Origin of the sequence: Paraoerskovia sediminicola (assembly GCF_030296575.1) — a bacterium.
Lineage (GTDB): Bacteria > Actinomycetota > Actinomycetes > Actinomycetales > Cellulomonadaceae > Paraoerskovia > Paraoerskovia sediminicola.
Map to the genome: position 1 here is coordinate 1206575 of NZ_AP027729.1, position 25070 is coordinate 1231644.

Sequence of the window (25070 nt, forward strand, 5' to 3'; positions counted from 1 at the left end):
CCTACGGTGCGACCATGACTGACCCCTCCCGACCGAGCTATGGGCCGCGCGTCGTCGCGGCGGTCGTCGCCACCGGGGCCGCCGCGCTCGTCTGGCTCGTCTGGCGGTACTTCGTGGGGACCCCCGAGGGGCAGCTGCTCGACGCCGCGGCGTTCGACGGCGCCACCTACGGGCAGGGCCGTCTGTGGCAGCTCGCCGAGCCCGTCCTCGACATCGTCTCCGTCACCTTCGTCGCCGCGGGGATCGTCACCGCCGTGGTGGTCGCGCTCGTCCGGCGCCGCTGGGGGCTCGCCGTCCAGGTCGCGGCGGTCGTCATCGGCGCGAACGTCACGACCCAGCTCCTCAAGTACTCGGTCCTCGACCGCGTCGACCTCGTCGGGGGCTGGAGCGAGTCGACCAACACCCTCCCGAGCGGTCACACGACGGTCGCGGCGTCGGTGGCGGTCGCCCTGCTGATCGCGGTGCCGCGGGGCGGTCGACCGATCGTCGCCCTCCTCGGTGGCGGGTACGCGGCGGCCACCGGGGTCTCGACGCTCGTCGGCCAGTGGCACCGCCCGAGCGACGTCGTCGCCGCACTGCTCGTCGTCCTGGCGTGGGGTGCCGTCGTGCTGGCGCTCACGCCGCGCACAGGGCTCGACCGGGACACCGCGGCTCTCGGCCGCAGCTCCGTCGGTGGGGGCTCGTGGACGGTCGCCGTCCTCCTCCTCGTCGGAGGCGCGGCCGCCCTGGTGGGCGCCTTCGCGGCCGGCTCGGAGGTCCTCGCCGCCCCTGCGGGCGCCACGCCGACGGTGACCGCGTACGTCGGAGGCGCGCTCGGCGTGGTCGGCGTGACCGCCGTCGTCTTCGCCCTCCTGCTCCTGCTGCGCCAGTCCACGGCGTACCCGCGGCCGCTGCAGCACGGGCCCGTCGGGTAGCGGCCGGGAGCAGCGAGCTCTACGTCAGGAGCCGCCGTCCTGGGTCAGACCCCGGCGGCCCCCAACCCGCCGAGCCCGGCATCCCCGAACCGCACGAGCTGCCCGGCGACCGGGAGCACCACCTCGCGGATCTCCGAGCCGTGCACGGTCCAGACCGTCTCACCCGTCCGCAGGTCCACCGCCGTGGTCCTCGTCCGCTCGCCGTCGGGGTGCCCCTGGGAGTGGGACCACAGGACGGCGTCGGTCCCGTCGGTGAAGGCCAGCGCCGTCGTCCACCGGTCCTCGGTCTCCTGCTCCCAGAGCTGCTCCCCCGTCGCGAGGTCGAGCGCCACCAGCCTGTCGCGGACGGCGACCAGGGCGGTCCCGCCCGCCTGCACCAGGACCTCGTCGGGCTCGAGCTCGGACCTCCAGAGCTCCTGACCGCTGGGGACATACGCCGCCAACCCCTTCGACGACGCGACGAGCCGGGTGGCGGTGTCCGCCTCGAGCGAGGCGCGCGGGACCAGGTACGCGCCGGGCACCCGCCAGACGATCTCGCCCGCGGCGTCGAGGACGACGTCGGACGACGTGCGGGACGACGGCCGGTCGCCCTGGTTCAGGGTCGTGCGCAGGTACCTGTCCGGGCCGAGCACGAGCACCCGGTCGTCCGCGGCCGGGTCGTCGAGCCGGACCCCGGAGTCGCTGAACGTGGCGCTCACCCCGCAGCCGGTGATCCCCACGAGCCCCGGCTCGGCGACCTCGTCGCGCGCGTCGATGTCGACGATCGGGTCGCCGTCGACGAAGGACACGCACTCCCAGAAGTTGCCGAGGCGGAACGGGACCTGCTGCTCCCACCGCGTCTCGCCGGAGACCACGTCCGTGACCGTCACGAGCAGGTCCCGACCGCCCGGGATGTCGACGGTCCGGTCACCGACCCACCCGTACGGCACCTCCTCGTCCAGGGACCGACGCAAGCCCTGGCGCACGGCCTGCACCGCGACGCCGTCGCGCGCAGGCGCGACGGTGGCGTCCGCGTCCTCCAGCGCCCGCCTGCCCACGACGGACCCCGTCTCGTCGACGACGACCACCTCGCGACCGTCCTGCGTGGTGACGACGCACACCAGCGTGTCGTCGTCCGGCGTCGACCGGTCGCGCACGCTCATCTGCCCGCAGTCGGCAGGACCCCCAGGTCGAGGGTCCACCGGGACTCCCCGGTGGCCGGATCGATCGCCTGCAGGCCGCCGACGATCTCGTCGACCACCACGACGTCGCCCCAGCGGGCGACGTACCCGGCGCCCCGCACCACGTCGAGCTCCCAGGTCGGCACCGGCTCGCCCGGCACCGGCGCGACCACGCCCCGCGGGGACAGGAACGAGGCCTGCGCAGCCGCATCGTCGTGCAGCCCCGCCACGGCGAAGCCCAGGCCACCCGCGAGCACGAGGGCGGCGCCCACGGGCGCCCCGACGCGGACCGCCAGGCGGTGGGCGGCGGTCTCGGGCCGCGCTCCGGCCGACGGCTCCTCGGCCGAGACCGGGTCGTCCTCGCGGCCCGAGTGGCGGCCGGTGTCGTCCGCGGTGCTCGGTCTCGAGCCGTCTCGTGGGTCGTGCCGTGAGCCACGCCGTGGGTCCTGCCGTGAGTCGTGCCGTGCGTCGTGCCGTGCGTCGTCGTCACCGAACCCGACGGACCAGAGACTCTGGCGACCACCCGTGCGCGTGTCGGTCGCGGTCGTGTCGGTCGTCCCGCTGCCTGTCGGTGTACCGGTCGCGGTGCCGGTCGCGGTGCCGGCCCCACCGAGCGGCCCACCCGCGACCAGGGTTTCAGGCTCAGGCTCGTCCCCTTCGACCTCGACGAGGTCGAAGATCACAGGCCGGTCCGCGCCCCGACCACGCCGTCGCAGGGGCATGCTTCGACCCTAGCGCTCTGTGATCTGGCTCACATGTGCGGGAGCGGGTGAGACTCGTCCCGGAGGACAGCTCACTCCGGACACTCAGACGGCTCAGACGGCTCAGACGGCTCAGACGGCTCAGACGGCTCAGACGACGGTGAAGCCCGCGCTCAGCAGTACCTCGTCGCGCGACGACGGCCCGACCAGCAGCTCGAACGCGCCCGGCTCGACCACGCGGCGTCCGGCAGCGTCGACCAGCGTGCAGTCGGTGACGGGAAGCTCGATCTCGACGACCACGGACCCGCCCGGCGCCACGTCGACCTGGCGGTACGTCTTGAGCTCCTTCTCGGCCCACGTCACGGAGCTGACGACGTCGCGCACGTAGACCTGGACGGTCTCGCGGACGGGACGGTCACCGGTGTTCCGCACGGTCACCCGCGCCCGCACGAGGTTCGCAGCAGGATCCGCCGGCGTGACCTCGGGCGTCAGGACCTCCAGGTCCGCGTACTCGACGGTCGTGTAGCTCAGGCCCTCCCCGAACGCGTACGGCACGCGCTGCGTGAGGTCGGCGTACCGGGTGCCGTGCTGACCCGGGAGCTGGTTGTAGAAGACGGGGAGCTGCCCGACGTGCTCCGCGAACGAGATCGGCAGGCGACCCGACGGCTCGACGAGGCCGAGCAGCACCTCCGCGATCGCGCGCCCACCCCGCATCCCGGGGTTCGCCGCCCACACGACCGCCGCGGCGTCCCGCGCCGAGGGCGGGAGGATCAGCGGCTTCGACGCGATGACGACCACCACCATCGGCGTGCCCGTCGCGGCGAGCGCGTCGAGCAGCGCCACCTGGCCGCCGACGAGGTCGAGCGTCGCGGTCGAGCGACCCTCGCCGACGAGCTCGATGCGGTCGCCCACGACGGCGACGACGTAGTCGGCGTCCTGCGCGGCGGCGACGGCCTCCGCGATCATCGCCTCGTCCGGCTCGGTCGGGACGACGACCTGGGGACGCGGCTGACCGTCCGGGAAGAACTCGCCCTCCGGGTCCGTGCCCACGGTGAGGATGTCGGCACCGCGCGCGTGCGTCACGGTCCACCCCGCCGGCACGTGGTCGCGGAACCCGTCGAGGACCGTCTGCGTCATCTCCCGCGGGTGCCCCTCGGGCATCCAGCTCGCCTGGCCGGAGTTGCCCGACCAGTCGCCGTGCTGGGTGTCGGCGTCGTCCGCGTTGGGCCCGACCACGGCGACGCGACGGGCGACCGGAGCACCGCCGTCCGCCGTCCCGGCCCGGCCCTCGGCGTCCGCCACGAACCCGCCCGCGAGCGGGAGGGTCCCGTCGTTCTCCAGGAGCACGACGGAGCGGCGCGCGACCTCGAGGTTCAGCTCGGCGTGCGGCGCGGAGCCGATGATCTCGGCCTGGCGCGCCTCGTCGGGCAGGCGCGGGTCCTCGAAGAGGCCGAGCTCGAACTTGAGGGCGAGGATCCGCGTGACGGCAGGGTCGAGGTCGGCCTCGGTGATCATGCCCTTGTCGAGCGCGTCGAGGGCGCCGTCGAAGAACTGCGGGGTCGTCATGACCATGTCGTTGCCGGCACGGACCGCGGCCGCGGCGGCGTGGGTGTGGTCGGGCTGGATCTTCTGCTCCCAGACCATGCGGCCGACGTTGTCCCAGTCGGTGATGAGCGTGCCGGTGTATCCCCACTCGCCGCGCAGGACGTCGTTGAGCAGCCAGTCGTTGATCGTCACCGGGACGCCGTCCATCGACTGGTAGCCGAGCATGAACGTACGGCAGCCCTCGCGGGCGACGCGCTCGAACGGCGGCAGGAACCACGAGCGCAGCTTGCGGCGCGAGATGTCCGCCTCGCTGGCGTCGCGACCGCCCTGGGTCTCCGAGTAGCCGGCGAAGTGCTTCGCGGTCGCGAGGATCGCGGTCGAGTCACCGAGGCCGTCGCCCTGGTAGCCGCGCACCATCGCAGAGGCGAGCTCGCCGATGAGGAACGGGTCCTCGCCGAAGGTCTCGCTGACCCGACCCCAGCGCAGGTCACGGGCGATGCACAGGACCGGCGAGAAGGTCCAGTGGTTGCCGGTCGCCGACACCTCGACGGCCGTGGCGCGAGCGACCCGCTCGACCAGCTCCGCGTCCCACGTCGCCGCCATGCCGAGCTGCGTCGGGTAGATCGTCGCGCCCTTGAAGAACGAGTGGCCGTGGATGCAGTCCTCGCCGACCAGCAGCGGGATCTGCAGGCGCGTGCGCGCCACCAGCGCGTGCGCCTCGACCATGCGCTGCGGCGAGGTGTGCAGGATCGACCCGACGAACTGCCGCGTGATCTGGTGCTCGACGTCGTGCTCGGCGCACAGCTGCATCATCTGACCGACCTTCTCCTCGCGCGTCATGCGGCCGAGGAGGTCGGCGACGCGCTCGACGGAGGAGAGCGTCGGGTCGAGGTAGGGCAGTGCGGTGCTCATCGAGGTCGTCCTTGATCGAGTGGCGGTGTGGGAGCGCTTCCGCCCAGGGTAGTCCGGCGCGGCAGCGGGACGCACAGCGCGTGCTCAGCATCGCCTCAGCGCTGACATCCGTACCGCTGGCCCAATGGATGACATGACGACGAACCCAGAGACCAGCATCCACACATCCACCGACTCGCCGGCGCGGAAGGCCCGGCGCCGGCGCACGTTCACCCTCGGGCTCGGGGCCGCTCTCACGGTCGGCGCGCTCACCGGTTGCGCCCTCGACAGCGCCGCCGGGACGGGCACGAGCGACAGCGCCGGCGCTACCTCCACGGACAGCGGCAGCGACACCGACACCGCGGACGGCACCCCGACCTCGACCGTCTGGGACCAGAGCACCGTCCACGACATCTCCCTCGACGTGGCCGAGGAGGACCTCGCGACCGCGATCGACACCTACGTCGAGACCGGCGAGAAGGAGTGGGTCAGCGCCACCGTCACGATCGACGGCACCACGCTCGAGAACGTGGGCCTCAAGCTCAAGGGCAACTCGAGCCTGCGCGGCACGACCTCCGACACCGACCCGGCGACGCTCCCGTGGATCATCCGCACCGACAAGTTCGTCGACGACCAGAACTACGACGGCGAGACCGAGATCGTGGTGCGCTCCAGCGACTGGGAGACCTCGCTCAACGAGACCGTGGCCCTCGACCTGCTCGACCAGACGGGCCTCGCGACCGAGGAGACGTCGTCCGCCCGCTTCAGCGTGAACGGGTCGGACGAGGAGCTGCGGCTGCTCGTGCAGAACCCGAGCGACACCTGGGACGCGGAACAGTTCGCGACGGACGGGCTCCTCTACAAGGCCGAGACGGGCGGCGACTACTCCTACCGGGGCGACGACCCGGCGTCCTACGACGAGATCTTCGACCAGGAGGCCGGCGAGGACGACCTCGTCCCGCTCATGGACTTCCTCGAGTTCGTGAACGAGTCGGACGACGAGACCTTCGCCGCCGAGCTCGACGAGCACCTCGACGTCGACGCGTTCGCGACCTACCTGGCGTTCCAGGACCTCGTCGGCAACGCGGACGACATCGACGGGCCCGGGAACAACTCGTACCTGCGATACGACGAGGAGACCGGCATCATGACGGTCGTCAACTGGGACCTGAACCGGGCGTTCGACGGCCAGGCCGGGCCGGGTGCGGCCGGTGGCGCTGGCGGCGCTGGCGGCGCTGGCGGCGAGCGTCCGGCCGGCGGCCCGGGCCAGGGCGGGACCGATCGGGACCCGGCCGACGCGGAGGCCGGCGCTGGCGGCGGCGCTCAAGCGGGCACGGCCACGTCCACAGACGCTGCCGATGCCGATGCCGATGCCGGTGCACAGCCGGACCTGCCCCCGCAGGCGATGCAGCCGTAGCTGACGGTGCCGCCGGAGCTGCGGCCGGAGCCGCCGGACCGGGCGGTGGAGCCGGAGCGGGCGGTGCGGGAGCGCAGGGTTCGAACATCCTCGTCGAGCGCTTCCTCGCCGACGACGACTTCGCTGCGCTCTACGAGCAGGCCGGGGCCGATCTCCAGGAGACCCTGATCGACTCGGGTGCCGCGGAGGAGACCATCGACGCCTGGGCGTCCGTGCTCGAGGACGAGGCGGCCGACCTCGTCGACACCGCGACCATCGAGGCCGACGCGGAGGCGATCCGGGCAGCCCTCGCCTGACCTCTCCCCCGAGTGCGGGCGAGTCGCGGCGGCCTATCGCCTGCGGACGCCCGCACTCACGTCGTCCGGCGACCTCGGTCCGGTCCGGACCCACCGACCCACCGACCCGCCGACCTGGGGGCGGTCCAGGCACGGCCGTGGCATCGTCCGACGTATGACGGCGCTGCTGGAGACGATCGGATGGGTCGGCTCGATCCTCGTGGTGCTGTCGCTCATGCAGGCCCGGGTGCTGCGCTTCCGCTGGATGAACTTCGCGGGGGCGCTGCTCGCGACCGCCTACAACGCGGCCATCGGCATCTGGCCCTTCGCCGTGATGAACGGTGCGATCACCATCATCGACGTCTACTGGCTCTGGCGGCTCCACCGGGAGGCGCACGACTCGGCGGTGTACGCAGTTGTGGAGGTCGCGTCTGACGACGCCTACCTCCAGCACGTCCTGCACGTGCACGCCGCAGACATCGCTCACGTCCAGCCCGACTTCGTCGCCGAGGCCCCGGTCGGGTCCCCGTCACGCTCGGCGTTCCTCGTCGTCCGCGGCGACGAGACGGTGGGCGCGGTGATCGCCCGCGACGCGGGTGGCGGCGAGGCCGTGGTCGAGCTCGACTGGGTCTCGCCGCGGTTCCGCGACTTCACGCCCGGCGAGTTCGTCTACAGCGACAGCGGGGTGTTCCGCCGCGCGGGGTTCACGCGCGTGGTCGTCGAGTCCCCGCCGGACGGGGCGCAGGAGTACCTGCGCCGGGTCGGCTTCGTGCCGGACGCCGGCCGGTGGGTCCACGAGGTCCCCGCCGCCTGAGCCCGAGCACCGCTGCCTCCGCGCCGACGGCGCCTATCTGAGTACCCTTGGCGCACGTTCGACTTGCGGCGCAGCGGGATCCCCGGCGTCGCCGACTCCAGGAGGAACCATGGCTATGCCCCCGCCCCCGAAGGCTGGACCCGCATGCTCGTCAAGAGCAAGTTCGGCATGGGCCGTGACTTCGCGGCGCTCCACCCCGAGACCGAGGAGCAGATGTTCTTCGTCGACGGGAAGGTCGGCGTCCGCCCCAAGGCGGAGATCCAGGATGCCGACGGCGCGACGATCTACACCGTGCGCGGCAAGATGCTCGCGATCCCGAAGAAGATCACGATCATCGACGCCCAGGGCACCGAGGTCGCGTGGCTCAAGGCCAAGGCGTTCTCGATCATCAAGGACAAGATGACCCTCGAGGTCGCCGATGGTGAGCCGTGGCTGCTCGAGGGTTCGTTCATCGAGAAGAACTACTCGATCTCCTCCGGGGTCGGCGGATCGTCGAGATCACCCAGAAGTGGGTGACCGTCCGCGACAAGTACACGGTGGACGTCGCCCCGGGCACGAACCCCGGTTTCGCGCTCGCTCTCATGTGGGCCGTCGACCGCTGGGTCGAGCGCGACTGAGCGTCAGCCCTGCGGGCGTCCCAGCTCGTCGCGACGCGGCGGGTCGGCGCCGGGACGCGACACGGTGACGGCCGCGGCGCGCGCGGCGTGCGCGCAGACCGACTCGATCTGCGCGCTCGACGCCGCCGCCACGGCCGCCCCGGAGTCGAGGCCGAGGGACAGCAGGCCGTCGATGAGGCCACCCATGTAGGTGTCCCCCGCGCCGACGGTGTCGACGACCTCGACGCGCGGCACGGGCACCTGCGCGATGCGGGCGCCGTCACGGAACGCGACGGACCCCTCGCCGCCGGCTGTGACGACGACGAGCGCCGGGCCGGCCGTCGACCAGGCGGCCGCGGACTCGAAGTGATCGACGTCGGGGTAGAACCACGCGAGGTCCTCGTCGCTGACCTTCACGACGTCGGCGTCGGCGACGATCTGCTCGACCTTCGCGCGGGCGCCGTCGCGGTCGCGAGTGATGCTGGGACGCGCGTTCGGGTCGTACGTCACCAGGCCATGACCGGTTTCGGCGGCTCGGCGGACGGCGTCGCGCACCGCGGCGCCCCCGGGTTCGAGGAGAGCCCCGATGGACCCGACGTGGAGCACGTCGCCCGCCGGGACGGCGTCCGGCACGAGCTCCCAGCCGAGGTCGAACTCGTACGTCGCGGCGCCGCTCGCGTCGAGGCGCGCGAGCGCCGTGGCAGTGCGGTCGATCGGCGAGACGCGTACGTCGACGTCCGACGCCTCGAGCCAGCCGCGCACGCGGGCACCACGCGAGTCCTCGCCCAGGCACGTGACGAGCACCGGCGCCCGGTCGAGGCGACCGAGCGTGATCGCGACGTTCGCCGGGCTCCCGCCGGGGAGCTCCTCGACCGAACCGTCGGCCCGGTGGACGACGTCGACGAGCGCCTCGCCGACGACGACGACCCGCGGACCCTCGGGACGGGCGGCGCGCATCAGCGGGAGCCCGTCGGGATCATGCCGTCGCGCGCCGCGACCGCGAGTCCAGGTGCGATCGGCGCCGTCGGCAGCAGCGTGGACTGGACCGCGTGATACAGATCCGCCTTGCCCGGCCAGACGGTGTCGATCGGCGTGTTGCTCGCGTCGAGCTGGTGGTGCCACGACCCGTGCTCGACGTCGACGACGGACTCCGCGATGTAGTCCCACCACGTGGCGTACAGGGCCGCGTACCCGGCGTCACCGGTGCGGGCGTGCAGGACGGCCGCCGCCGCGGCGGCCTCGGCGGGGACCCAGTGCATGCGGTCGCGCACCACGGGAGCGCCTGCCCAGTCGGTCGTGTAGACGAAGCCGTCGGCCCCGTCGACCGCCCAGCCGTCGCGCGTCGCGCGGTCGAACAGCGCCCGGGCGGCGGGCAGCAGGCCCTCGACGTCGCTGACGTGGGAGCTCGCCTCGAGGTGCAGCAGCAGCCGCGACCACTCGAACCCGTGACCCGGCGTGGCCCCGAACGGCTTGAACGGGTCGTCCGGACGGTCGCGATTGAGGTCGAGATCGGGCGTCCAGGTGGCGTCGAAGTGCTCGGGGATGCGCCAGCCATGAGCCTCCGCAGCGCCGATGACGCGGCGCGCGATGCGCAGCGCGCGAGCGTGCCACGCCGCGTCGCCGGTCACGTCGCCGACGGCGAGCATCGCCTCGACGGTGTGCATGTTGCCGTTGACGCCCCGGTACCCGTCGAGATCGGTGAAGGTGCGGTCCCAGGCGTCGACGCTCATCCCCGCCGCGTCGTCCCAGAACTTCGCCAGGAACGTCGCGGTCGCGTCGTCGAGCAGCTCGCGACCCCCGGGAACCCGGCGGCCGTCGCCGTCGAGGCGGCGAGCATGACGAACGCGTGCTGGTAGGCCTGCTTCGAGGTGTCGACAGGTGTCCCGTCAGGCTCGACCTGACCGAACCAGCCACCGTGCTCCGTGTCGCGCAGGATCCCGGTCAGGCCGGCGAGGGCACCGCGAGCGATCGGCGCGCTGCCGGGCACGCCGAGCATCGCGCCCAGGCCGTACGTGTGGACGGTGCGCGCCGTGATCCAGGTCTGGACGCCGCGGCTCAGGTCGGGCGCGCCGTGGTCGTCGAGCCAGACCGCGCCCCCGGCGGGCAGCGCCGTCCGCCGCCCGAACGCGAGGAGGCGCCCACGCTCGGCGACGAGCCAGGCGCGGTGCTCGGGGCTCGCGGGCCAGGGCTCCATCGCTCCTGCTTCGGCTACAGGTCCCGGTCCGGAGCCGTCGGCGGACGGCGTGGTCGGGTGCGTCTCGGTGCTCACGGATGCCTCACATCGGGATCGACGACAGCGTCAGGCGTCGGGACGCCTGCCGCCCAGCATACATGTCAACGTTGACATCACCAGTCGTGTCAGCGCTAGGCTCTCCTGCATGCCCGGCCACGAGACGTCGTCCGCCCCTCCCCGGGCACTGCCGACCCGGGCGCGACCGGCCCGAACGACGCGACCGACACGGACGCACCGCGTGCGACCGAGCGCAGCGCGTCCCCTGCCAGGCGCGGACCGCGGGCGACGCTGACGGACGTGGCACGCGCTGCGGGCGTCAGCGCCAAGACCGTCTCGCGGGTCGTGTCGGGCGAGTCGAACGTCGCCCCGGCGACCCGGGACTCGGTGCTCGAGGCTGCGCTGGCGCTGCAGTTCCGCCCCAACCGGCTGGCCCGGTCGCTGCGCACGGGCGGGGTCACGACCACGATCGGGTTCGTCGTCGGGGACCTCTCCAACCCGTTCTACGCGGCCGTCGCGGCCGGGGTCGAGCGCGAGCTGGCGCGGCACGGGATGACGATGCTCCTCGCCGCCACCGAGGACGACCCGGCGGCCGAGCGGACGGTCGTCGGCGCGCTGCTCGCCGAGCGCGTGCGCGGACTCCTGCTCGTCCCCACGGCCCCCGACCAGTCGTACCTCGAGGCGGAGCAGCGCCTCGGCACCCCGGTCGTGACCGTCGACCGCCCCGCGCACGGCCTCGTCGCCGACTCCGTCGTGCTGGAGGACGCGCGCGGCGCGCACGAGGCGACGACGGCGCTGATCGACGCCGGCCACCGCGACATCGCGTTCCTCGGCACGTCGGGCACGCGATCCACGCAGCAGCACCGGCGCGACGGGTTCCGCTCCGCGCTCGCCGACGCCGGTCTCGCGGCGCAGCCCGGGCACGACCTGCTCGGGCCCTACGACGACGGGCTCGATGCGGCAGCACGCGACCTCCTGGCAGGCCAGGACCGCCCGACCGCCGTCCTCACCGGCGACAACCGCGCGAGCGCCTCGGTCGTCCGCGCTCTAGGGACGGACCTCTCGACGGTCGCCGTCGTCGGCTTCGACGACTTCGAGCTCGCCGACGCCCTCGGGATCAGCGTGGTCGCCTACGACGCGGCAGCGATGGGGCGGCAGGCGGCGCGATGCCTGCTGGACCGACTCGGGGTGCCCGCAGACGATGCCGAGACGGAGCTCGCCGACGTGCCGCCGCGCACCGTGCTCGTCCCGACCAGGCTCGAGCGCCGAGGCTCGCTCGCGTCGACGAGCACACCCTGACCATCACGCCCTGACGGTCCCACCCGGCCGAGCCTCCCGGTCCCCCGCGCCATCCGGTCGACGGGTCAGCCACGCCACTCGACAGCCGGTCACCCGGCAAGCCCGAGCAGCAGCTTCACCGCGAGCGCCAGCATGATCGCGGCGATGACGCCATCGAGCACGCGCCAAGCCATCGGCTTCGCGAACACGGGTCGCAGCGCGGCGGCGCCGAACCCGAGGACGCAGAACCAGACCGTGCTGCCGAGCACCGCCCCGACCGCGAACCACCACCGCCCGTCCCCTTGCGCGGCGGAGACCGACCCGAGGAGCACCACCGTGTCGAGGTAGACGTGCGGGTTGAGCCACGTCAGCGCGAGGGTGGTGCCCGCGACGGCCCCGAGCGACACCCGAGCGCCCTCCGTCGAGGTGACGAGAGCCCCGGGTCGCAGGGCCCGGCGCGCGGAGAGCACCGCGTAGGCCACGAGCACCGCCGCGCCGAGCACGGTAACGATTGTGAGCACGCCCTGGTGCGCGGCGATCAGACCACCCAGGCCGGCGGCGCCCACGGTGATGAGGACGGCGTCCGACGCGATGCAGATCGCGACCACAGCCCCGACGTGCTCGCCGCGCAGGCCCTGCCGCAGGACGTACGCGTTCTGCGCGCCGATCGCAACGATCAGCGCCAGCCCGAAACCCATGCCCGCCAGCGCGGTCGTCATGTTCTCCACGCCGACGAACCTAAGGTCGTGCACAGCCATAAGACCAGCGACAGTTTCTTAGGTTGCATTAGCGTGGCTTCATGTCAGACGCCGCCGCCCCACACCCCGGCCCAGTCCGCGACTGGGACCTCGCTCAGCTCCGAGCACTTGCCGCCGCCGCCGACCTCGGCACCCTCGACGCGGCCGCTCGGGCGCTGCACGTGACGCCCTCGGCGGTGAGCCAGCGGATCAAGGCGCTCGAGCACGCCACGGGCGCCGTGCTGCTGCGACGGGAGCGACCCGTCCGCCCGACGGCGGCGGGCGAGGCCCTCGTGCTGCTGGCCCGGCAGATCGACGCGCTCACCTCGGACGCGTCGCGCGGGCTGGGCGCTGCGGGCCTGCCGACCGTGCGCATCGCCGTCAACGGGGACTCGCTCGCGACCTGGGTGCTGCCGGCGCTCGCCGCGCTCGCCGCCACCGCCTCGGTCCGGATCTCCCGCGAGGACCAGGACCGGTCGGCCGAGCTGCTCCGCGACGGCGAGGTCATGGCGGCGATCACGTCGCAGGCGAGGTCCGTCCAGGGGTGCACCGTCGAGCCGCTCGGGGTCATGCGCTACCGGCCGATGGCGTCGCCCGGCTTCCGTGACCGCTGGTTCTCGAGCGGCGGGCCGCGCGCCGACGCGCTGTCCGCCGCACCGGTCGTCGTGTTCGACGCCGACGACCGGCTGCAGGACCGCTACCTCACGACGCACGGCGTCGACCCGCACGACCCGCCCCGTCACCTCGTCCCGGCGTCCGCGGAGTTCGTCACCGCCGTCCGGCTCGGCTACGGGTGGGGCATGCTGCCCGACCTCCAGGTGACCGACGACGTCGCCGCCGGCCGAGTCGTCCCGATCGACGAGGGCCCCACCCAGGGGAGGCCGACGTCCCGCTGTTCTGGCAGCAGTGGTCGCTGCGCACCCCGACCCTCGACGCCGCAGCTCAGGCGGTGCGCGCCGGGGCTCGCGGCGCGCTCCTCCCCCGGGGTCACGGGGCCGGCTGTGACGTGCCACCGCGCCCCCGCCTGCTACGTTCGCCCGATGCCGAGGTCGCACGCCGCAGTCCCGGGACGCTCCCGATGAGCACGGCGACCGTGGTGGGCGGCGGCCCCTCCGGCCTGGTCGCGGCCGAGGTGCTCGCCCGCCAGGGCGTGTCCGTCACCCTCTACGACCGGATGCCGTCGGTACCCCGCAAGTTCCTGCTCGCCGGCCACGGCGGCATGAACATCACGCACAGCGAGGACCGCGAGACGTTCCTGACGCGGTACGGCCGCTCCGCCGACGCGCTGGCACCGATGCTCGACGCGTTCGGCCCCGTGGACCTGCAGGACTGGTGCCGCGACCTGGGCGAGCCGACGTTCGTCGGGACCAGCGGACGCGTGTTCCCGCAGTCGTTCCGCGCGACCCCGCTGGTCCGGGCATGGTTGGCACGCCTGGGCGACCTCGGGGTGCGGCTCGAGCGGCGGCACCGCTGGACGGGCTGGGCCGAGGGCGGCGGGCTCCGCCTCGTCGGCGCCGACGCGGCGGTGAGCACCGTCGCATCCGACGCCGTGGTCTTCGCGCTCGGCGGCGCCTCGTGGCCGCACCTGGGGTCGGACGGCGGCTGGGTCGCCCCGTTCGTCGGGCGCGGCATCTCGGTGGCACCGCTGCGAGCCGCGAACGTCGGTCTCCGCGTCGCCTGGAGCGAGGTCTTCGCGGAACGCTTCGCCGGGGCGCCGCTGAAGAACGTCGCGCTGACGGTCCGCGGCGCAGCGACCGCGCCCGCGCGCGGCGACGCGATGGTGACGCGCGCGGGCATCGAGGGCGGCCCGGTGTACGCGATCGGTGCGGCGGTCCACGACGCGCTCGCGGGCGGGCGGTGCGTCGTCGACGTCGACCTCCGCCCCGACCTGACCGTCGACCAGCTCGCCGAGAGGCTCCGGCGCCGCCGCCCGAAGGACTCGGCCTCCAGCTGGCTGCGCCGCTCGGTCGGTCTCGACCCCGTCGCGACCGGGCTGCTGCGCGAGGCAGGCCCCCTGCCGGGCGACCCGGCGCCGATGGCTCGTCTCATCAAGGCGGCGCCCGTCCAGGTCGACGACACGATGCCGATCGACCGGGCGATCTCCACCGCAGGCGGCATCGCGTGGTCGGAGGTCGACGACGCGCTCATGCTGCGCCGGCTGCCCGGCACCTTCATCGCGGGCGAGATGCTCGACTGGGAGGCGCCCACCGGCGGCTACCTGCTGCAGGCGTCGTTCAGCACCGGCGTCGTCGCGGCCCGCGGGGCTCAGGCCTGGCTCGACCGCGCCCGGTAGCCGGCCCGCGTCGGCGCCGGCCGCACCGCCGCTGCCCGGGCTACCCCGCGACGAGACCCGGGGCGACGACGAACTCCGCCGCCGTGCGCTCGCGCACCGTCGCGACGTCGACCTCAGGCGCTGTCGCCGTCAGCACGGGCCCCTCGGGTGTCACGTCGAAGTCGGCGAGCGTCGTGATGATGCGCCGCACAACGCCGAGCCCGGTGAGCGGCAGCGTGCACTCGGGCACGATCTTCGCCGAGCCGTCCCGCGCGCTGTGGTCCATGAGCACGACGACCCGCCGCGCCCCGACGACGAGGTCCATCGCGCCGCCCATCCCCTTGACCAGGGCTCCGGGCACCGCCCAGTTGGCGAGGTCGCCGCGCGCGGAGACCTGCATCGCACCGAGGAAGGCGACGGCGACGTGCCCGCCGCGGATCATCGCGAACGACTCCGACGAGTCGAAGATGCTGGCGCCGGGGTTCATCGTGACGGTCTGCTTGCCGGCGTTGATGAGGTCGGCGTCCTCCTCGCCCTCCACCGGGAACGCCCCCATGCCGAGCAGCCCGTTCTCGCTCTGCAGGGTGACGCGCACACCGGCAGGGACGTGGTTGGCGACGAGCGTCGGGATGCCGATGCCGAGGTTCACGTAGTCCCCGTCGTGCACCTCCTGGGCGGCCCGGGCCGCGAGGTCGTCCCTGGTCCAGGTCATGCCGCTCCTCCCGCCACGGTCGCCGGTCGCACCGTCCGCTGCTCGATGTCCTTCTCGCGCCCCGACCAGCTCACGACGCGGTGCACGTAGATGCCGGGCGTCATGACGGAGTCCGGGTCGATGTCACCGATCTCCACGACCTCCTCGCACTCGGCGACGGTCAGCCGCCCGGCGGTCGCGACGACCGGGTTGAAGTTGCGGGCGGTGAGCCGATAGACGAGGTTCCCGTCGAGGTCGCCGCGCCGCGCGTGCACGAGGGATACGTCGGCGACGATCGCTCGCTCCTGGACGTACGTCACGCCGTCGAACTCGGCGTGCGGCTTGCCCTCAGCGACGACGGTGCCGACCCCGGTGCGCGTGTAGAACGCGGGGATCCCGGCGCCACCGGCCCGCAGGCGCTCGGCGAGGGTGCCCTGCGGCACGAACTCGACCTCGAGCGAGCCGTCGAGGTACTGCGCCGCGAAGCGCTTGTTCTCGCCGACGTACGACGACAGGACCTTGGCGACCTGGCCGCTCTCGAGGAGGACGCCGAGCCCCTTGCCGTCCACGCCCATGTTGTTGGAGACGACCGTCAGGCCGCGGGCCCCGCCGTCACGGACCGCGTCGATCAGGTCGGCCGGGATGCCGCACAGGCCGAAGCCGCCGACGGCGAGGGTGGCGCCGTCCTGCAGGGCTCCCGCGACGGCGTCCGCCGCGGTCGGGTACAGCTTGCTCATCTGAGCTCCTCTCGGTCGGGGACGACGTCGGTGTCGTCCGTTCACCGTGCGGCCGCGGTGACCCGCGGGCGGGGCACCAGGGTCGACTCCTCGACGACGGACTCGAGCGTCCTCTGGAGGTGGGCGGTCGAGGCGGCGACGCAGCCCTCGACGTCGCCCGCGACCGCGGTCGCGAGGATCTCCCGGTGCTCCTGCTGGGAGATCTTCAGCCGCTCGGGCGACGCTCCGTGCCCGGTGGCCTGGTCGACGTGCAGGTAGCTGCGCCGGTACCGCTCGGAGTGGTCCCAGAGGTCGGCGAGCGTGCCCTCGATGCGCTCGCCGGCCCCGGCGTGGACGCCGAGGTGGAACGCGCGGTGGTGCTGCCGGAACGTCTCCAGGTCGTCGGCGTCGATCGCGTCCTGCATGCGGGCGACCTCGTCGACCAGGTGCTGCCGCCGCGGCGGGGTCAGCGCGGGGACTGCGGCGCGCACCGCGACCGGTTCGAGCGCGATACGCATCGCGTAGATCTGGTCGAGGTCGTCGAGGCTGAGCTCGGAGACGCGCATGCGCCGGTTGAAGTCGCCGACGACGAGCCCCTCGCTCACCAGGCGCCGCAGCGCCTCGCGCAACGGGGTGCGGCTGATGCCGATCCGCTGCGCGACCTGCACCTGCGACAGCACCGCTCCGGGCCGCAGGTGCCCCGAGAGGATCTCCTCGCGCAGCGCGGAGTACGCCGCCGCGACGGCGTCGTCGGTCGGGGAGCCAGGGCTCGACCTGGTGGGGCTCGGGGACGTGGCCACCGACGCGAGAGCCATGGATCCTCCTCGAGGCGGCGACGGCGGGTGGCTCGAGCAGCTACCCGCGATACGTAACTGTCTACAGAAAAGTGTAACGTGGGTCACACCGACCGGCCCAAGGAGGTCCCGATGCGTACGACACCTGCCTCCCCCACCCCGGCGCGAGCATCTCGGGCGGCGCATCCACCGACGTGTCGGACGACGTCGTGATCGTGTCCGCGGCCCGCACCCCTCAGGGGCGGTTGCGTGGGGCGCTGGCCTCGCTGAGCGCGGTCGAGCTCGGCGCGGTCGCGGCCCGCGAGGCCCTGCGCGGCGCGGGCCCGCTCGCCGACGACATCGACCAGGTGATCATCGGTCAGGTCCTGCAGGCCGGGGCCGGGCAGAACCCCGCCCGCCAGACCGCGGTCGCCGCCGGCGTCGGGCCGCACGCGCCCGCCATGACCATCAACAAGGTCTGCCTGTCCGGGCTGACGGCGGTCATCGACGGCGCCAAGGCGCTGCGCTGCGGGGACGCCACCGCGATCCTCGTCGGCGGCCAGGAGTCCATGACCGCCGCACCCCACCTGATGCCCGGGTCCCGCGCCGGCCACACGTTCGGCGACATCACCCTCCTGGACGCGACCGCCCACGACGGCCTCACGGACGCGTTCGACCGCGAGTCCATGGGACTGTCCACCGAGCGCTACAACACCGCCGACGTCGCCGTCTCGCGCGCCGAGCAGGACGCCGTCGCCGCCCGCTCCCACCAGCGCGCCGCAGCCGCCGCCGAGGCGGGACGCCTCGACGCCGAGATCGCTCCCGTCGAGGTGCCGCAGCGGCGCGGCGAGCCAGCCGTGGTGCGCCACGACGAGGGCGTGCGACCCGACGCCACGACCGAGGCCCTCGGCCGGCTGCGGCCCGCGTTCCACCCCGACGGGACGATCACGGCCGGCAACGCCTCCCCCATCTCCGACGGCGCCGCCATGCTCGTGCTCACCACCCGCGCCCACGCCGACGCCGCCGGGGTACCCGTCCTGGCCACGGTGCGCGCCTACGGGCAGGTCGCCGGCCCCGACACGTCGCTGCACTCCCAGCCCGCCCACGCCATCCAGCAGGCCCTCGACCGGCAAGGATGGAGCGTCGACGACCTCGACCTCGTCGAGATCAACGAGGCGTTCGGCATCGTCGTCGCCCGCTCGACCACCGTCCTGGGCGCCGACCCCGACACGGTCAACGTCGACGGCGGCGGCATCGCCCTCGGCCACCCCATCGGCGCCTCCGGAGCCCGCCTCGCCGTCCACGCCGCCCACGAGCTCACCCGCCGCGGCCACGGCCGAGCCGCACTAGGCCTCTGCGGCGGAGGCGGCCAAGGCGAAGCCCTCCTCCTCGAACGCTGACGCCGCGCCCACTCGAACACGCGCCGCAGCGCGGTCACGGCTGGCGCCGGTGCACCGCCCACGCTCGCGCCTCGTCGAGGCCGCCCGAGGTGACCCGCGCGTAGACGAGCCGGTCGTGGAGGCGGTTGCGGCGTCCGGCCCAGAGCTCGACCTCGCGGCATGCGACCCGCCAGCCGCCCCAGTCGTCGGGGACGGGGACGTCGTCCGGCGACCCGGTGTCAGGGTAGCGCTCGGCGAACCGCGCGTACGCGGCCTCGAGCGCGGCGCGGCTGGCGACGCCGCGCGACTGGTCGGACGCCCAGGCGCTGATCCGCGAGCCCCACGGCCGCGACACGAAGTAGTCGACGACCTCGTCACGGTCGAGCGGGACGGCGTGGCCGCGGAACCGCACCGCCCGGTAGAGGGACGGCCAGGTCAGGGACGCCGCGATCGTGCCCGTGGTCTCGATCTCGGCGGCCTTGGCCGAGGTCAGACCCGTGACGAACCCGGGGCCGCGGCCGTCGAGGAACCGCATGAGGACGGTGCGGACGTTCGGCATGCCGGTGCGGTCGACGGTCGCGACCGACATCGCTGTCGGCTCCGGGACGTCGCCGCGCTCGGCCTGGCGGGTCTCGGCGGCGTCGAGCCACCGCTGCACCTGCTCGAGCGGCGTCGCGGCGAGCTCGTCCTCGGCGATCCCGTCACCGAGGTAGTCGGTGCGGCGGGCGGTGCGGTGGACGGCGTCGCGGTCGTTCGCGGTCATCGATGCACCGTAGCGCCGACCCGGGGACCTCACAGGTCGCCCCGCGCAGGCTTGGACGCTTCCCGTCCGTCGAGCACCGACGTCAGTTGAGCACCGACGTCAGCAGCAGGCTCGTCTCGCTGTTGACGACCCCCTCGGTGCGCCGGATCGACGCGAGCACCTGGTCGAAGCTCGCGAGCGACTCGGTGCGGATCTCGATCACGAGGTCCCAGCCGCCGTTGGTGGTGTGCATCGACCGGATGCCCGGCACGCCCCGCAGCTTGCGGATCACGTCGTCGGTGTCGCGGCCGCGGACCTCGACGAACGAGATCGCCCGGAGCGTGTCCGGGTCCTGCCCTTCCCGGACGGTCACGGAGAACCCGGCGATCACGCCGTCGGCCACCATGCGGTCCATCCGGGCGTTCACGGTCGCGCGCGTCACGCCGAGCCGGCGCGCGAGGCTCGCGACCGGCTCCCGGGCGTCGATGCGCAGCGCGGCGAGCAGCCGCCGGTCGAGCTCGTCGAGGTCCGCCATGCACAGAACGTACACCGATGACCTACAGAGTGGACAGCGTTCTGGGCGAGATGACGCCCTGTGTTCATTGTCCGTGCATATCGCCCAGCCATAACCTCGTGCCACCAGCACGATCCAGGCGAACTGCGGAGGTGACCGAGATGGTGGCGTTCCTCGATGTGACAGGCATGACCCGGTGGGTGTCCGAGACCGGTCTCGAGCACGTGCTCGCCGACATGGTGGCGCGCGTGCGCGCAGACTTCCGCCGGTGGACCGAGTTCGAGCGCGCCCCGCGCGTCGCGTCGCACAGCAGCATCGGCGTCATCGAGCTGATGCCAACGAGCGACGGCCAGTCCTACGGCTTCAAGTACGTCAACGGCCACCCGGCCAACCCGAACCGCGGCCTCCAGACCGTCACCGCGTTCGGCGTCCTCGCCGACGTGGCGACCGGCTACCCCGTGTTCTTCTCCGAGATGACGCTGCTCACGGGCCTGCGCACCGCCGCGACCTCGGCCATGGCCGCCAAGGCGCTGGCCCGACGCGACGCGAAGGTCATGACGATGATCGGCACCGGCTCGCAGTCCGAGTTCCAGGCGCTCGCGTTCCGCTCGACGCTCGGCATCGAGACCCTGCGCGTCTGGGACACCGACCCCGCCGCCATGGACAAGCTGGCCGCCAACCTGCGCCCCCTCGGCTTCGACGTCACCGTCTGCGCGAGCGCCGCCGAGGCGACCGAGGGCGCCGACGTCATCACGACCTGCACCGCCGACAAGTCCAACGCGACCGTGCTGGCCGACGCCATGGTGCGTCCCGGGGTCCACATCAACGCGATCGGCGGCGACTGCCCCGGCAAGACCGAGCTCGACGGGGCGATCCTCGACCGGGCGCGCGTGTTCGTCGAGCACGAGCCGCAGACCCGCATCGAGGGCGAGATCCAGCAGCGGCCCGCGGACTTCCCGGTCACCGAGCTGTGGACGGTCCTGACGGGTGCGGCCGCGGGACGCACCTCGGCCGAGGAGATCACGGTGTTCGACTCCGTGGGCTTCGCGATCGAGGACTTCTCGGCGCTCTCCCTCGCGTACGCGGCGACCCGCGGCACGCGCTACGTCCAGGACCTCGAGATCGTCGCCGAGCCGGCGGACCCGAAGAACCTGTTCTCGCTCCTGTCCCCGGCCCGGGTCATGGCGTGATCGGGCAGTCCGCCCAGGCACCGTCCGCCGTCGTCACGATCCGCCCGCACCGCTTCTCGCCCAACCCCGCGACGACGACGGACAACGCGTTCCAGGGCACCGACCCGACCCGCGACGAGGTCTCGCTCGCGTCCGACGCGTTCCGCGAGGCGACGGCCGTCGCCGACGTGCTGCGCGCGCACGGCGTGCGCGTGCACATGTTCGAGGACGAGACGAGCGACCGCCCCGACGCCGTGTTCCCGAACAACTGGTTCTCGACGCACGCGGGCGGCCGCATCGCCCTGTACCCGATGTACTCCCCCAGCCGGCGCACCGAGAGGCGGCCGGACGTCGTCCGGCACCTCGTGGAGACCTACCGGGTCCAGGAGGTGGTCGACTACTCCCCGCTCGAGCTGGACGGCACGTTCCTCGAGGGCACGGGGGCGATGGTGCTCGACCACGTCGACCGGGTCGCGTACGCGGCGCGGTCCAACCGCGCCAACCCGGACGCGCTGCACCGGTTCTGCTCGCAGTTCGGGTACGAGCCGGTGGTGTTCGACGCGGCGGACGGCGCGGGTCAGGCGATCTATCACACGAACGTCCTCATGTGCATCGCCTCGGACGTCGCCCTCGTGGGGCTCGACCTCATCACCGACCCGGCACGGCGGGCCCTCGTGGAGGGCCGCCTGCGTGCCTCGGGACGGCGCGTGGTCGCCCTGGACGAGCAGCAGGTCCGGGACTTCGCGGGGAACGCGATCGAGGTCCGCGGACGGCGCGGCCGCCTCCTCGTCATGTCTCGCCGGGCCGCAGCGAGCCTCAGCCCCACGCAGCGGCGCACGATCGAGAAGAGCTGCCCGATCGTCGACGTGGACGTGCCCACGATCGAGCTGGCGGGCGGATCGGTGCGCTGCATGATCGCGGGCGTGCACCTGGCGCCGCGCGAGGTCGGGTCGCGGCGGTCGGCGCGCGCCGGCGCCGTGCACGGGGACGTCGGCGCCCCGGGCTCGCTCGCGTCGGTCTGAGCCGCCCCCAGACTGGACGCATGGGCGACGACACCGCGACGAAGGCCATGCTGCGCAGGTACCTGCAGACACCGCGCGAGGCGCTGATCTGGAAGCTCGAGGGCCTGTCCGAGCGTGAGGCCCGTACGCCTCGCACTCCGACGGGCACCAGCCTGCTCGGCCTCGTCAAGCACTGCCTCGCGGTCGAGATCGGGTACTTCGGCGAGACGATGGGCCGCCCGTGGCCGACCCCGGCGGAGACCCCCTGGGAGGACGCCGACGACCCGCTCGCCGACATGTGGGCGACGCCGGACGAGTCGGTCGCGAGCCTCACGGATCTCTACCGCCGCGTGTGGGTCTTCGCGGACGAGACGATCGACGCCCTGCCGCTGGACGCCGTCGGGCACGTCCCGTGGTGGCCTGCCGAGCGCTCCGAGGTCACGCTCGGGCAGGTGATGGTGCACGTCACGGCCGACATCGCCCGGCACGCGGGCCACGCAGACATCCTGCGCGAGCAGATCGACGGGGCGGTCGGGCTGCGCGTCGACAACACGAACATCCCGGGCATGACCGCCGACGACTGGGCGGCCTACGTCGCGCGGCTGCAGCAGGTGGCGGACGACGCGCGCTGACGCTCCCTGGGGGTCTAAGCCTCCGCCGGCGGAGCGCCGAGCACCGCGAGCGTCTCGCGCAGGACGATGCGCTGCTCGGGGGTGAGCCGGTCGAGCACGTGCCGCTTCACGGCGGCATCGTGGATGGGTCGGGCGGTGCGCACCTGGTCCAGCCCGTGCTCGGTGATCGTGACCTCGGCGGCTCGGCGCACCCGCTTCCGCTCGACGAGCCCGCGCCGCTCCATGCGGGTGACCTGGTGCGAGACGCGCGTCCGGTCCCACGCGAGCTCGACGGCGAGGACGCTCTGTCGCAGCGTCCCGTCGTCCCCGGAGATCGCCAGCGCCATGAGGATCGTGAGGTCCGGCTCCGAGAGGCCGGTCGCTGCGGTGACCTCGTCGACGACCGCGACGCGCACCGTCTCGTGCACCCGCTTCCAGCCGAACCAGAGCGCGATGTCCGTCTCGCTGCTCGCCAGACCATCGGGTGTTGACATGTCCACAAGAGTAGCCGTAACGTTGTTGATACATCAACACCTGCCGTTCGGAGATCGACGACGACCGCCACGGCGCACGAGAGAGAAGTCGTCATGTCGCTGAACACCCTGGAGATGCAGCAGACCAGCCAGGAGCTGCGCGCCAACCTCGGGATCTCGGGCCTCACCGTCCCCGATCTCGCGACCGAGCTGGACATGGAGCCCACCACAGTCGAGTCCGTCCTCGCGATGGACGGATCCGCAGATCCCGCGGACGTCTGGCTCGTCCGAGACCACATGCAGAACACGATCCTCATGCGCCGCCGCACGCCGTTCCCCTACACGCGACTCACCGACGAGATGCGCACGGTCGCGAAGTCGTGGTTCAGCCTGCACGAGGCACCGCTCCCCCGCTGAGCTCACATGCGGCGCGCCTCGGTGCCCGCACCCCGAGGGCGCGGGCACCGAGGCGATCTCCGGAGAGAGGGCCCGAGAGATGGCCTGCGAGTCGGTCAGCAGGCCCCTTCCTGCACCCACGGCCCGTGCGCGGACGCGCCGGCTCCTGGTTGCGCGTCCACCACGACGCCCGCCAGCGCGACCCGTCGTGCGCGACCACGTCGCCCTCGTCGTACACGGCCGACGTCGTCCACTGCGTGCCGCAGGTGCTCGGGGAGCCGACCTCCGACCAACCGCCCCAGGGCGACGCGCCCGGCGTCTGGCCCCGGACCCACCACTGCGCCTCGAACGTGCGGCCCTCGTAGGTCACGCGGTCGCCCTCCGTGTACGTGGCCATCGGGTCGTACAACGGCGCGTCCGCCTGCGGACGCTGGGCGTAGAGGCGGTCACCCTCGGGCCCGGTCCACTCGAGCCGCACGACACCCGGGACCGCCGAGTCCTCGATGACGGACGGGTCGGACCAGAAGCCCTTGTTGAGGTTTCGGAAGAACGTCATCCAGGCAGCGCCCTCGTCGTCCACGAACATGTTGTTGTGCCCGGCGCCGACTCCCGCGGTGTAGCGCGGGGAGTACGGACCCTCGAAGCTGTCCGAGACCGCGACGACCGCGTCGTACTGGTCCTTCGGGCCCGTACCACCCAGGTAGGACCAGCTCGGGTCGCCCGCGGTGCCGGTCGTGTTCGACCAGATCGCGTGCATCAAGTAGTACTTGCCCTCGTACTTCGTCACCGTCGCCCCCTCGATGTAGGGCTCGGGCTGGTACTTCTGCTGGTCGAACGTCGGCAGGTCCGTCGAGGTCTCGAGGTGCTCCATGTCGTCGGTGAACTTCGCGTAGTAGTCGTTGTGCAGCACGAGGTACGTGTCGTCGTCCTCGTGGAACATGCCGCCGTCGATGTGGTATCGGCGCTGGTCGGTGGCACGGACCGGGTCCCCGAACGGCTTGTCGACCGTCTCGGCGATGTTCCGGTAGGGCCCCTCGATGCCGCCCTCGCTCACGAGCCCGAACGAGCCGACGATCTTCCCGGCGTCGCCGATGCAAGCGACGAGGTACCACTTCCCGTCGATGTACTGGAGCTCGGGCGCCCACACCTGTCCCTGGCGCGTCGCCGGGTCGTCAGGGTTCGTGTACGTCTGCCAGTCCGCCACCACGGTACGGTCGGCGGTGTTCTCGTCGGCGAACTCCGGCGACCAGACCTTGCCCTTGGGCTCGTCGGGGCGCAGGCCCGTCGTGTCGACGAGCGTCCACGGTCCGTCGAGCGCGGGCGCGGTCCAGATGTACAGGCCGTCGTTCCACGGCGCCGCCTTGTCCAGCCCTTCGGCGCGGGTGGTCCCCGTCGCGACGTACAGCGACTCGCCGTCGACCTCGAAGCGGTTCACGTACGTGTCGCGCATCCAGACCCGCCCGAGCTCCTCGTCCTGCGGCCGCAGCTCGAGGTCGAGGATCAGCGAGTTGTCCTCCCGCGCCATCAGCTCCGACCGGCCGTCAGCGGTGCCGTACGGCTCGAGGTCCGGCCAGTTCGCCGGGTAGTCACTCTCCGCGGGGTCCGCGACGTCCTGCGCTGCAGGAGCCACGGTGCCGGCGTCCGCGGCGGATGCGGCCGAGCCCAGGCCGGTGACGAGCAGCACGGCCGATGCGACCGTCACGGCCGTCGTCCGTCTGGAGGTCCTGATCCACCCCATGATGAACGTTCCCTTCGTCGTTGAAGATCCCCTGCTC

24 protein-coding genes and 1 pseudogene are annotated in these 25070 nt (G+C 73.0%); 12 read left to right on the plus strand and 13 right to left on the minus strand.

Annotated features, from left to right (window positions below; all coding sequences use genetic code 11):
* The first annotated feature begins 14 nt into the window (after nt 1-14).
* Nucleotides 15-914 (plus strand): phosphatase PAP2 family protein, encoded by a 900-nt coding sequence (locus tag QUE47_RS05735; protein ID WP_286218956.1) that lies wholly within the window; start codon nt 15-17, stop codon nt 912-914.
* 44 nt (nt 915-958) lie between these two features.
* Here the strand turns inward: QUE47_RS05735 and QUE47_RS05740 are convergent, their stop codons facing one another.
* From QUE47_RS05740 to QUE47_RS05750, 3 genes are all read right to left on the minus strand, one after another.
* Entirely contained in the window at nt 959-2056 is a 1098-nt protein-coding gene (locus tag QUE47_RS05740) for an outer membrane protein assembly factor BamB family protein (protein WP_286218957.1), read from the minus strand.
* A complete protein-coding gene (locus QUE47_RS05745) occupies nt 2053-2796 on the minus strand; it encodes a hypothetical protein (RefSeq protein WP_286218958.1) in 744 nt (247 codons plus the stop codon). Before QUE47_RS05745 ends, QUE47_RS05740 begins: the two co-directional genes overlap by 4 nt.
* 129 nt (nt 2797-2925) lie before the next feature.
* Nucleotides 2926-5232, minus strand: coding sequence for an exo-beta-d-1,3/1,6-glucosidase (locus QUE47_RS05750; protein ID WP_286218959.1), 2307 nt, complete (start codon nt 5230-5232; stop codon nt 2926-2928).
* A 133-nt stretch (nt 5233-5365) separates the two neighbouring features.
* Between QUE47_RS05750 and QUE47_RS05755 the strand changes: the two genes are divergently transcribed.
* The 3 genes from QUE47_RS05755 (at nt 5366) to QUE47_RS05765 (ending at nt 8233) form a co-directional block, all read left to right on the plus strand.
* On the plus strand, nt 5366-6628 hold the full coding sequence (locus QUE47_RS05755; RefSeq protein WP_286218960.1) for a CotH kinase family protein: 1263 nt from the start codon (nt 5366-5368) through the stop codon (nt 6626-6628).
* A 450-nt stretch (nt 6629-7078) separates the two neighbouring features.
* Nucleotides 7079-7717, plus strand: coding sequence for a hypothetical protein (locus tag QUE47_RS05760; protein ID WP_286218961.1), 639 nt, complete (start codon nt 7079-7081; stop codon nt 7715-7717).
* A 144-nt stretch (nt 7718-7861) separates the two neighbouring features.
* On the plus strand, nt 7862-8233 hold the full coding sequence (locus QUE47_RS05765; protein ID WP_286218962.1) for an LURP-one-related family protein: 372 nt from the start codon (nt 7862-7864) through the stop codon (nt 8231-8233).
* Nucleotides 8234-8337: 104 nt separating this feature from the next.
* On the opposite strand, the gene QUE47_RS05770 is transcribed toward QUE47_RS05765, so the two are convergent.
* Together QUE47_RS05770 and QUE47_RS16650 are read right to left on the minus strand one after the other, a co-directional pair.
* A complete protein-coding gene (locus tag QUE47_RS05770) occupies nt 8338-9270 on the minus strand; it encodes a carbohydrate kinase family protein (RefSeq protein WP_286218963.1) in 933 nt (310 codons plus the stop codon).
* Nucleotides 9270-10507: pseudogene (locus QUE47_RS16650) on the minus strand (AGE family epimerase/isomerase). Before QUE47_RS16650 ends, QUE47_RS05770 begins: the two are co-directional and overlap by 1 nt.
* 336 nt (nt 10508-10843) lie before the next feature.
* Between QUE47_RS16650 and QUE47_RS05785 the strand changes: the two are divergent.
* Nucleotides 10844-11842 carry a LacI family DNA-binding transcriptional regulator gene (locus tag QUE47_RS05785; RefSeq protein WP_286218965.1) on the plus strand — a complete coding sequence of 333 codons (999 nt, stop codon included), beginning with the start codon at nt 10844-10846 and terminating at the stop codon, nt 11840-11842.
* Nucleotides 11843-11931: 89 nt separating this feature from the next.
* Here QUE47_RS05785 and QUE47_RS05790 read toward each other — a convergent pair whose 3' ends face one another.
* The gene (locus tag QUE47_RS05790; protein WP_286219406.1) at nt 11932-12540 is read right to left on the minus strand and encodes a LysE/ArgO family amino acid transporter; all 609 of its coding nucleotides are present in this window, start codon (nt 12538-12540) and stop codon (nt 11932-11934) included.
* 80 nt (nt 12541-12620) lie between these two features.
* Between QUE47_RS05790 and QUE47_RS05795 the strand changes: the two genes are divergently transcribed.
* Together QUE47_RS05795 and QUE47_RS05800 are read left to right on the plus strand one after the other, a co-directional pair.
* Nucleotides 12621-13640 (plus strand): ArgP/LysG family DNA-binding transcriptional regulator, encoded by a 1020-nt coding sequence (locus tag QUE47_RS05795; RefSeq protein WP_350227684.1) that lies wholly within the window; start codon nt 12621-12623, stop codon nt 13638-13640.
* Entirely contained in the window at nt 13637-14851 is a 1215-nt protein-coding gene (locus QUE47_RS05800; RefSeq protein WP_286219407.1) for a BaiN/RdsA family NAD(P)/FAD-dependent oxidoreductase, read from the plus strand. The genes QUE47_RS05795 and QUE47_RS05800 overlap by 4 nt, the downstream gene beginning before the upstream one ends.
* Nucleotides 14852-14891: 40 nt before the next feature.
* Here QUE47_RS05800 and QUE47_RS05805 read toward each other — a convergent pair whose 3' ends face one another.
* From QUE47_RS05805 to QUE47_RS05815, 3 genes are read right to left on the minus strand one after another with little or no spacing between them, the layout of a single operon-like run.
* The gene (locus QUE47_RS05805) at nt 14892-15542 is read right to left on the minus strand and encodes a 3-oxoacid CoA-transferase subunit B (RefSeq protein WP_286218966.1); all 651 of its coding nucleotides are present in this window, start codon (nt 15540-15542) and stop codon (nt 14892-14894) included.
* Nucleotides 15539-16258 carry a CoA transferase subunit A gene (locus tag QUE47_RS05810; protein WP_286218967.1) on the minus strand — a complete coding sequence of 240 codons (720 nt, stop codon included), beginning with the start codon at nt 16256-16258 and terminating at the stop codon, nt 15539-15541. Before QUE47_RS05810 ends, QUE47_RS05805 begins: the two co-directional genes overlap by 4 nt.
* 41 nt (nt 16259-16299) lie before the next feature.
* Entirely contained in the window at nt 16300-17052 is a 753-nt protein-coding gene (locus QUE47_RS05815) for a GntR family transcriptional regulator (protein WP_286218968.1), read from the minus strand.
* Between the two features lie 173 nt (nt 17053-17225).
* Between QUE47_RS05815 and QUE47_RS05820 the strand changes: the two genes are divergently transcribed.
* Nucleotides 17226-18410 carry an acetyl-CoA C-acyltransferase gene (locus QUE47_RS05820; protein ID WP_286218969.1) on the plus strand — a complete coding sequence of 395 codons (1185 nt, stop codon included), beginning with the start codon at nt 17226-17228 and terminating at the stop codon, nt 18408-18410.
* 34 nt (nt 18411-18444) lie between these two features.
* Here QUE47_RS05820 and pdxH read toward each other — a convergent pair whose 3' ends face one another.
* Both pdxH and QUE47_RS05830 read right to left on the minus strand, forming a co-directional pair.
* Nucleotides 18445-19152, minus strand: coding sequence for a pyridoxamine 5'-phosphate oxidase (gene pdxH, locus QUE47_RS05825; protein ID WP_286218970.1), 708 nt, complete (start codon nt 19150-19152; stop codon nt 18445-18447).
* An 82-nt stretch (nt 19153-19234) separates the two neighbouring features.
* Nucleotides 19235-19666 carry an Lrp/AsnC family transcriptional regulator gene (locus QUE47_RS05830; protein ID WP_286218971.1) on the minus strand — a complete coding sequence of 144 codons (432 nt, stop codon included), beginning with the start codon at nt 19664-19666 and terminating at the stop codon, nt 19235-19237.
* Nucleotides 19667-19806: 140 nt separating this feature from the next.
* Here QUE47_RS05830 and ocd point away from each other — a divergent pair, with 140 nt between their 5' ends.
* From ocd to QUE47_RS05845, 3 genes are read left to right on the plus strand one after another with little or no spacing between them, the layout of a single operon-like run.
* A complete protein-coding gene (gene ocd, locus QUE47_RS05835) occupies nt 19807-20835 on the plus strand; it encodes an ornithine cyclodeaminase (RefSeq protein ID WP_286218972.1) in 1029 nt (342 codons plus the stop codon).
* Entirely contained in the window at nt 20832-21836 is a 1005-nt protein-coding gene (gene ctlX / locus QUE47_RS05840; protein ID WP_286218973.1) for a citrulline utilization hydrolase CtlX, read from the plus strand. The genes ocd and ctlX overlap by 4 nt, the downstream gene beginning before the upstream one ends.
* 20 nt (nt 21837-21856) lie before the next feature.
* Complete coding sequence (locus QUE47_RS05845; RefSeq protein ID WP_286218974.1) at nt 21857-22447, plus strand: DinB family protein; 591 nt, start codon at nt 21857-21859, stop codon at nt 22445-22447.
* A gap of 14 nt (nt 22448-22461) precedes the next feature.
* On the opposite strand, the gene QUE47_RS05850 is transcribed toward QUE47_RS05845, so the two are convergent.
* Nucleotides 22462-22920 carry a MarR family winged helix-turn-helix transcriptional regulator gene (locus tag QUE47_RS05850; protein WP_286218975.1) on the minus strand — a complete coding sequence of 153 codons (459 nt, stop codon included), beginning with the start codon at nt 22918-22920 and terminating at the stop codon, nt 22462-22464.
* Between the two features lie 93 nt (nt 22921-23013).
* Between QUE47_RS05850 and QUE47_RS05855 the strand changes: the two genes are divergently transcribed.
* Nucleotides 23014-23316 carry a DUF2316 family protein gene (locus QUE47_RS05855; protein WP_286218976.1) on the plus strand — a complete coding sequence of 101 codons (303 nt, stop codon included), beginning with the start codon at nt 23014-23016 and terminating at the stop codon, nt 23314-23316.
* On the opposite strand, the gene QUE47_RS05860 is transcribed toward QUE47_RS05855, so the two are convergent.
* Complete coding sequence (locus tag QUE47_RS05860) at nt 23285-24997, minus strand: family 43 glycosylhydrolase (protein WP_286218977.1); 1713 nt, start codon at nt 24995-24997, stop codon at nt 23285-23287. The genes QUE47_RS05855 and QUE47_RS05860 overlap by 32 nt on opposite strands.
* Nucleotides 24998-25070: the final 73 nt, after the last annotated feature.

Excerpts from the sequence above, each read along its gene's own strand:
- QUE47_RS05855 (WP_286218976.1), top strand. The coding sequence starts at position 23,014 with ATGTCGCTGAACACCCTGGAGATGCAGCAGACCAGCCAGGAGCTGCGC.
- QUE47_RS05815 (WP_286218968.1), bottom strand. The coding sequence starts at position 17,052 with ATGGCTCTCGCGTCGGTGGCCACGTCCCCGAGCCCCACCAGGTCGAGC.
- QUE47_RS05740 (WP_286218957.1), bottom strand. The coding sequence starts at position 2,056 with ATGAGCGTGCGCGACCGGTCGACGCCGGACGACGACACGCTGGTGTGC.
- QUE47_RS05755 (WP_286218960.1), top strand. The coding sequence starts at position 5,366 with ATGACGACGAACCCAGAGACCAGCATCCACACATCCACCGACTCGCCG.
- QUE47_RS05745 (WP_286218958.1), bottom strand. The coding sequence starts at position 2,796 with ATGCCCCTGCGACGGCGTGGTCGGGGCGCGGACCGGCCTGTGATCTTC.
- QUE47_RS05795 (WP_350227684.1), top strand. The coding sequence starts at position 12,621 with ATGTCAGACGCCGCCGCCCCACACCCCGGCCCAGTCCGCGACTGGGAC.
- QUE47_RS05800 (WP_286219407.1), top strand. The coding sequence starts at position 13,637 with ATGAGCACGGCGACCGTGGTGGGCGGCGGCCCCTCCGGCCTGGTCGCG.
- QUE47_RS05805 (WP_286218966.1), bottom strand. The coding sequence starts at position 15,542 with ATGACCTGGACCAGGGACGACCTCGCGGCCCGGGCCGCCCAGGAGGTG.
- QUE47_RS05770 (WP_286218963.1), bottom strand. The coding sequence starts at position 9,270 with ATGCGCGCCGCCCGTCCCGAGGGTCCGCGGGTCGTCGTCGTCGGCGAG.
- QUE47_RS05845 (WP_286218974.1), top strand. The coding sequence starts at position 21,857 with ATGGGCGACGACACCGCGACGAAGGCCATGCTGCGCAGGTACCTGCAG.
- QUE47_RS05750 (WP_286218959.1), bottom strand. The coding sequence starts at position 5,232 with ATGAGCACCGCACTGCCCTACCTCGACCCGACGCTCTCCTCCGTCGAG.
- QUE47_RS05760 (WP_286218961.1), top strand. The coding sequence starts at position 7,079 with ATGACGGCGCTGCTGGAGACGATCGGATGGGTCGGCTCGATCCTCGTG.
- ocd (WP_286218972.1), top strand. The coding sequence starts at position 19,807 with ATGGTGGCGTTCCTCGATGTGACAGGCATGACCCGGTGGGTGTCCGAG.
- QUE47_RS05735 (WP_286218956.1), top strand. The coding sequence starts at position 15 with ATGACTGACCCCTCCCGACCGAGCTATGGGCCGCGCGTCGTCGCGGCG.
- QUE47_RS05790 (WP_286219406.1), bottom strand. The coding sequence starts at position 12,540 with ATGACGACCGCGCTGGCGGGCATGGGTTTCGGGCTGGCGCTGATCGTT.
- QUE47_RS05765 (WP_286218962.1), top strand. The coding sequence starts at position 7,862 with ATGCTCGTCAAGAGCAAGTTCGGCATGGGCCGTGACTTCGCGGCGCTC.
- QUE47_RS05830 (WP_286218971.1), bottom strand. The coding sequence starts at position 19,666 with ATGGCGGACCTCGACGAGCTCGACCGGCGGCTGCTCGCCGCGCTGCGC.
- QUE47_RS05810 (WP_286218967.1), bottom strand. The coding sequence starts at position 16,258 with ATGAGCAAGCTGTACCCGACCGCGGCGGACGCCGTCGCGGGAGCCCTG.
- pdxH (WP_286218970.1), bottom strand. The coding sequence starts at position 19,152 with ATGACCGCGAACGACCGCGACGCCGTCCACCGCACCGCCCGCCGCACC.
- QUE47_RS05850 (WP_286218975.1), bottom strand. The coding sequence starts at position 22,920 with ATGTCAACACCCGATGGTCTGGCGAGCAGCGAGACGGACATCGCGCTC.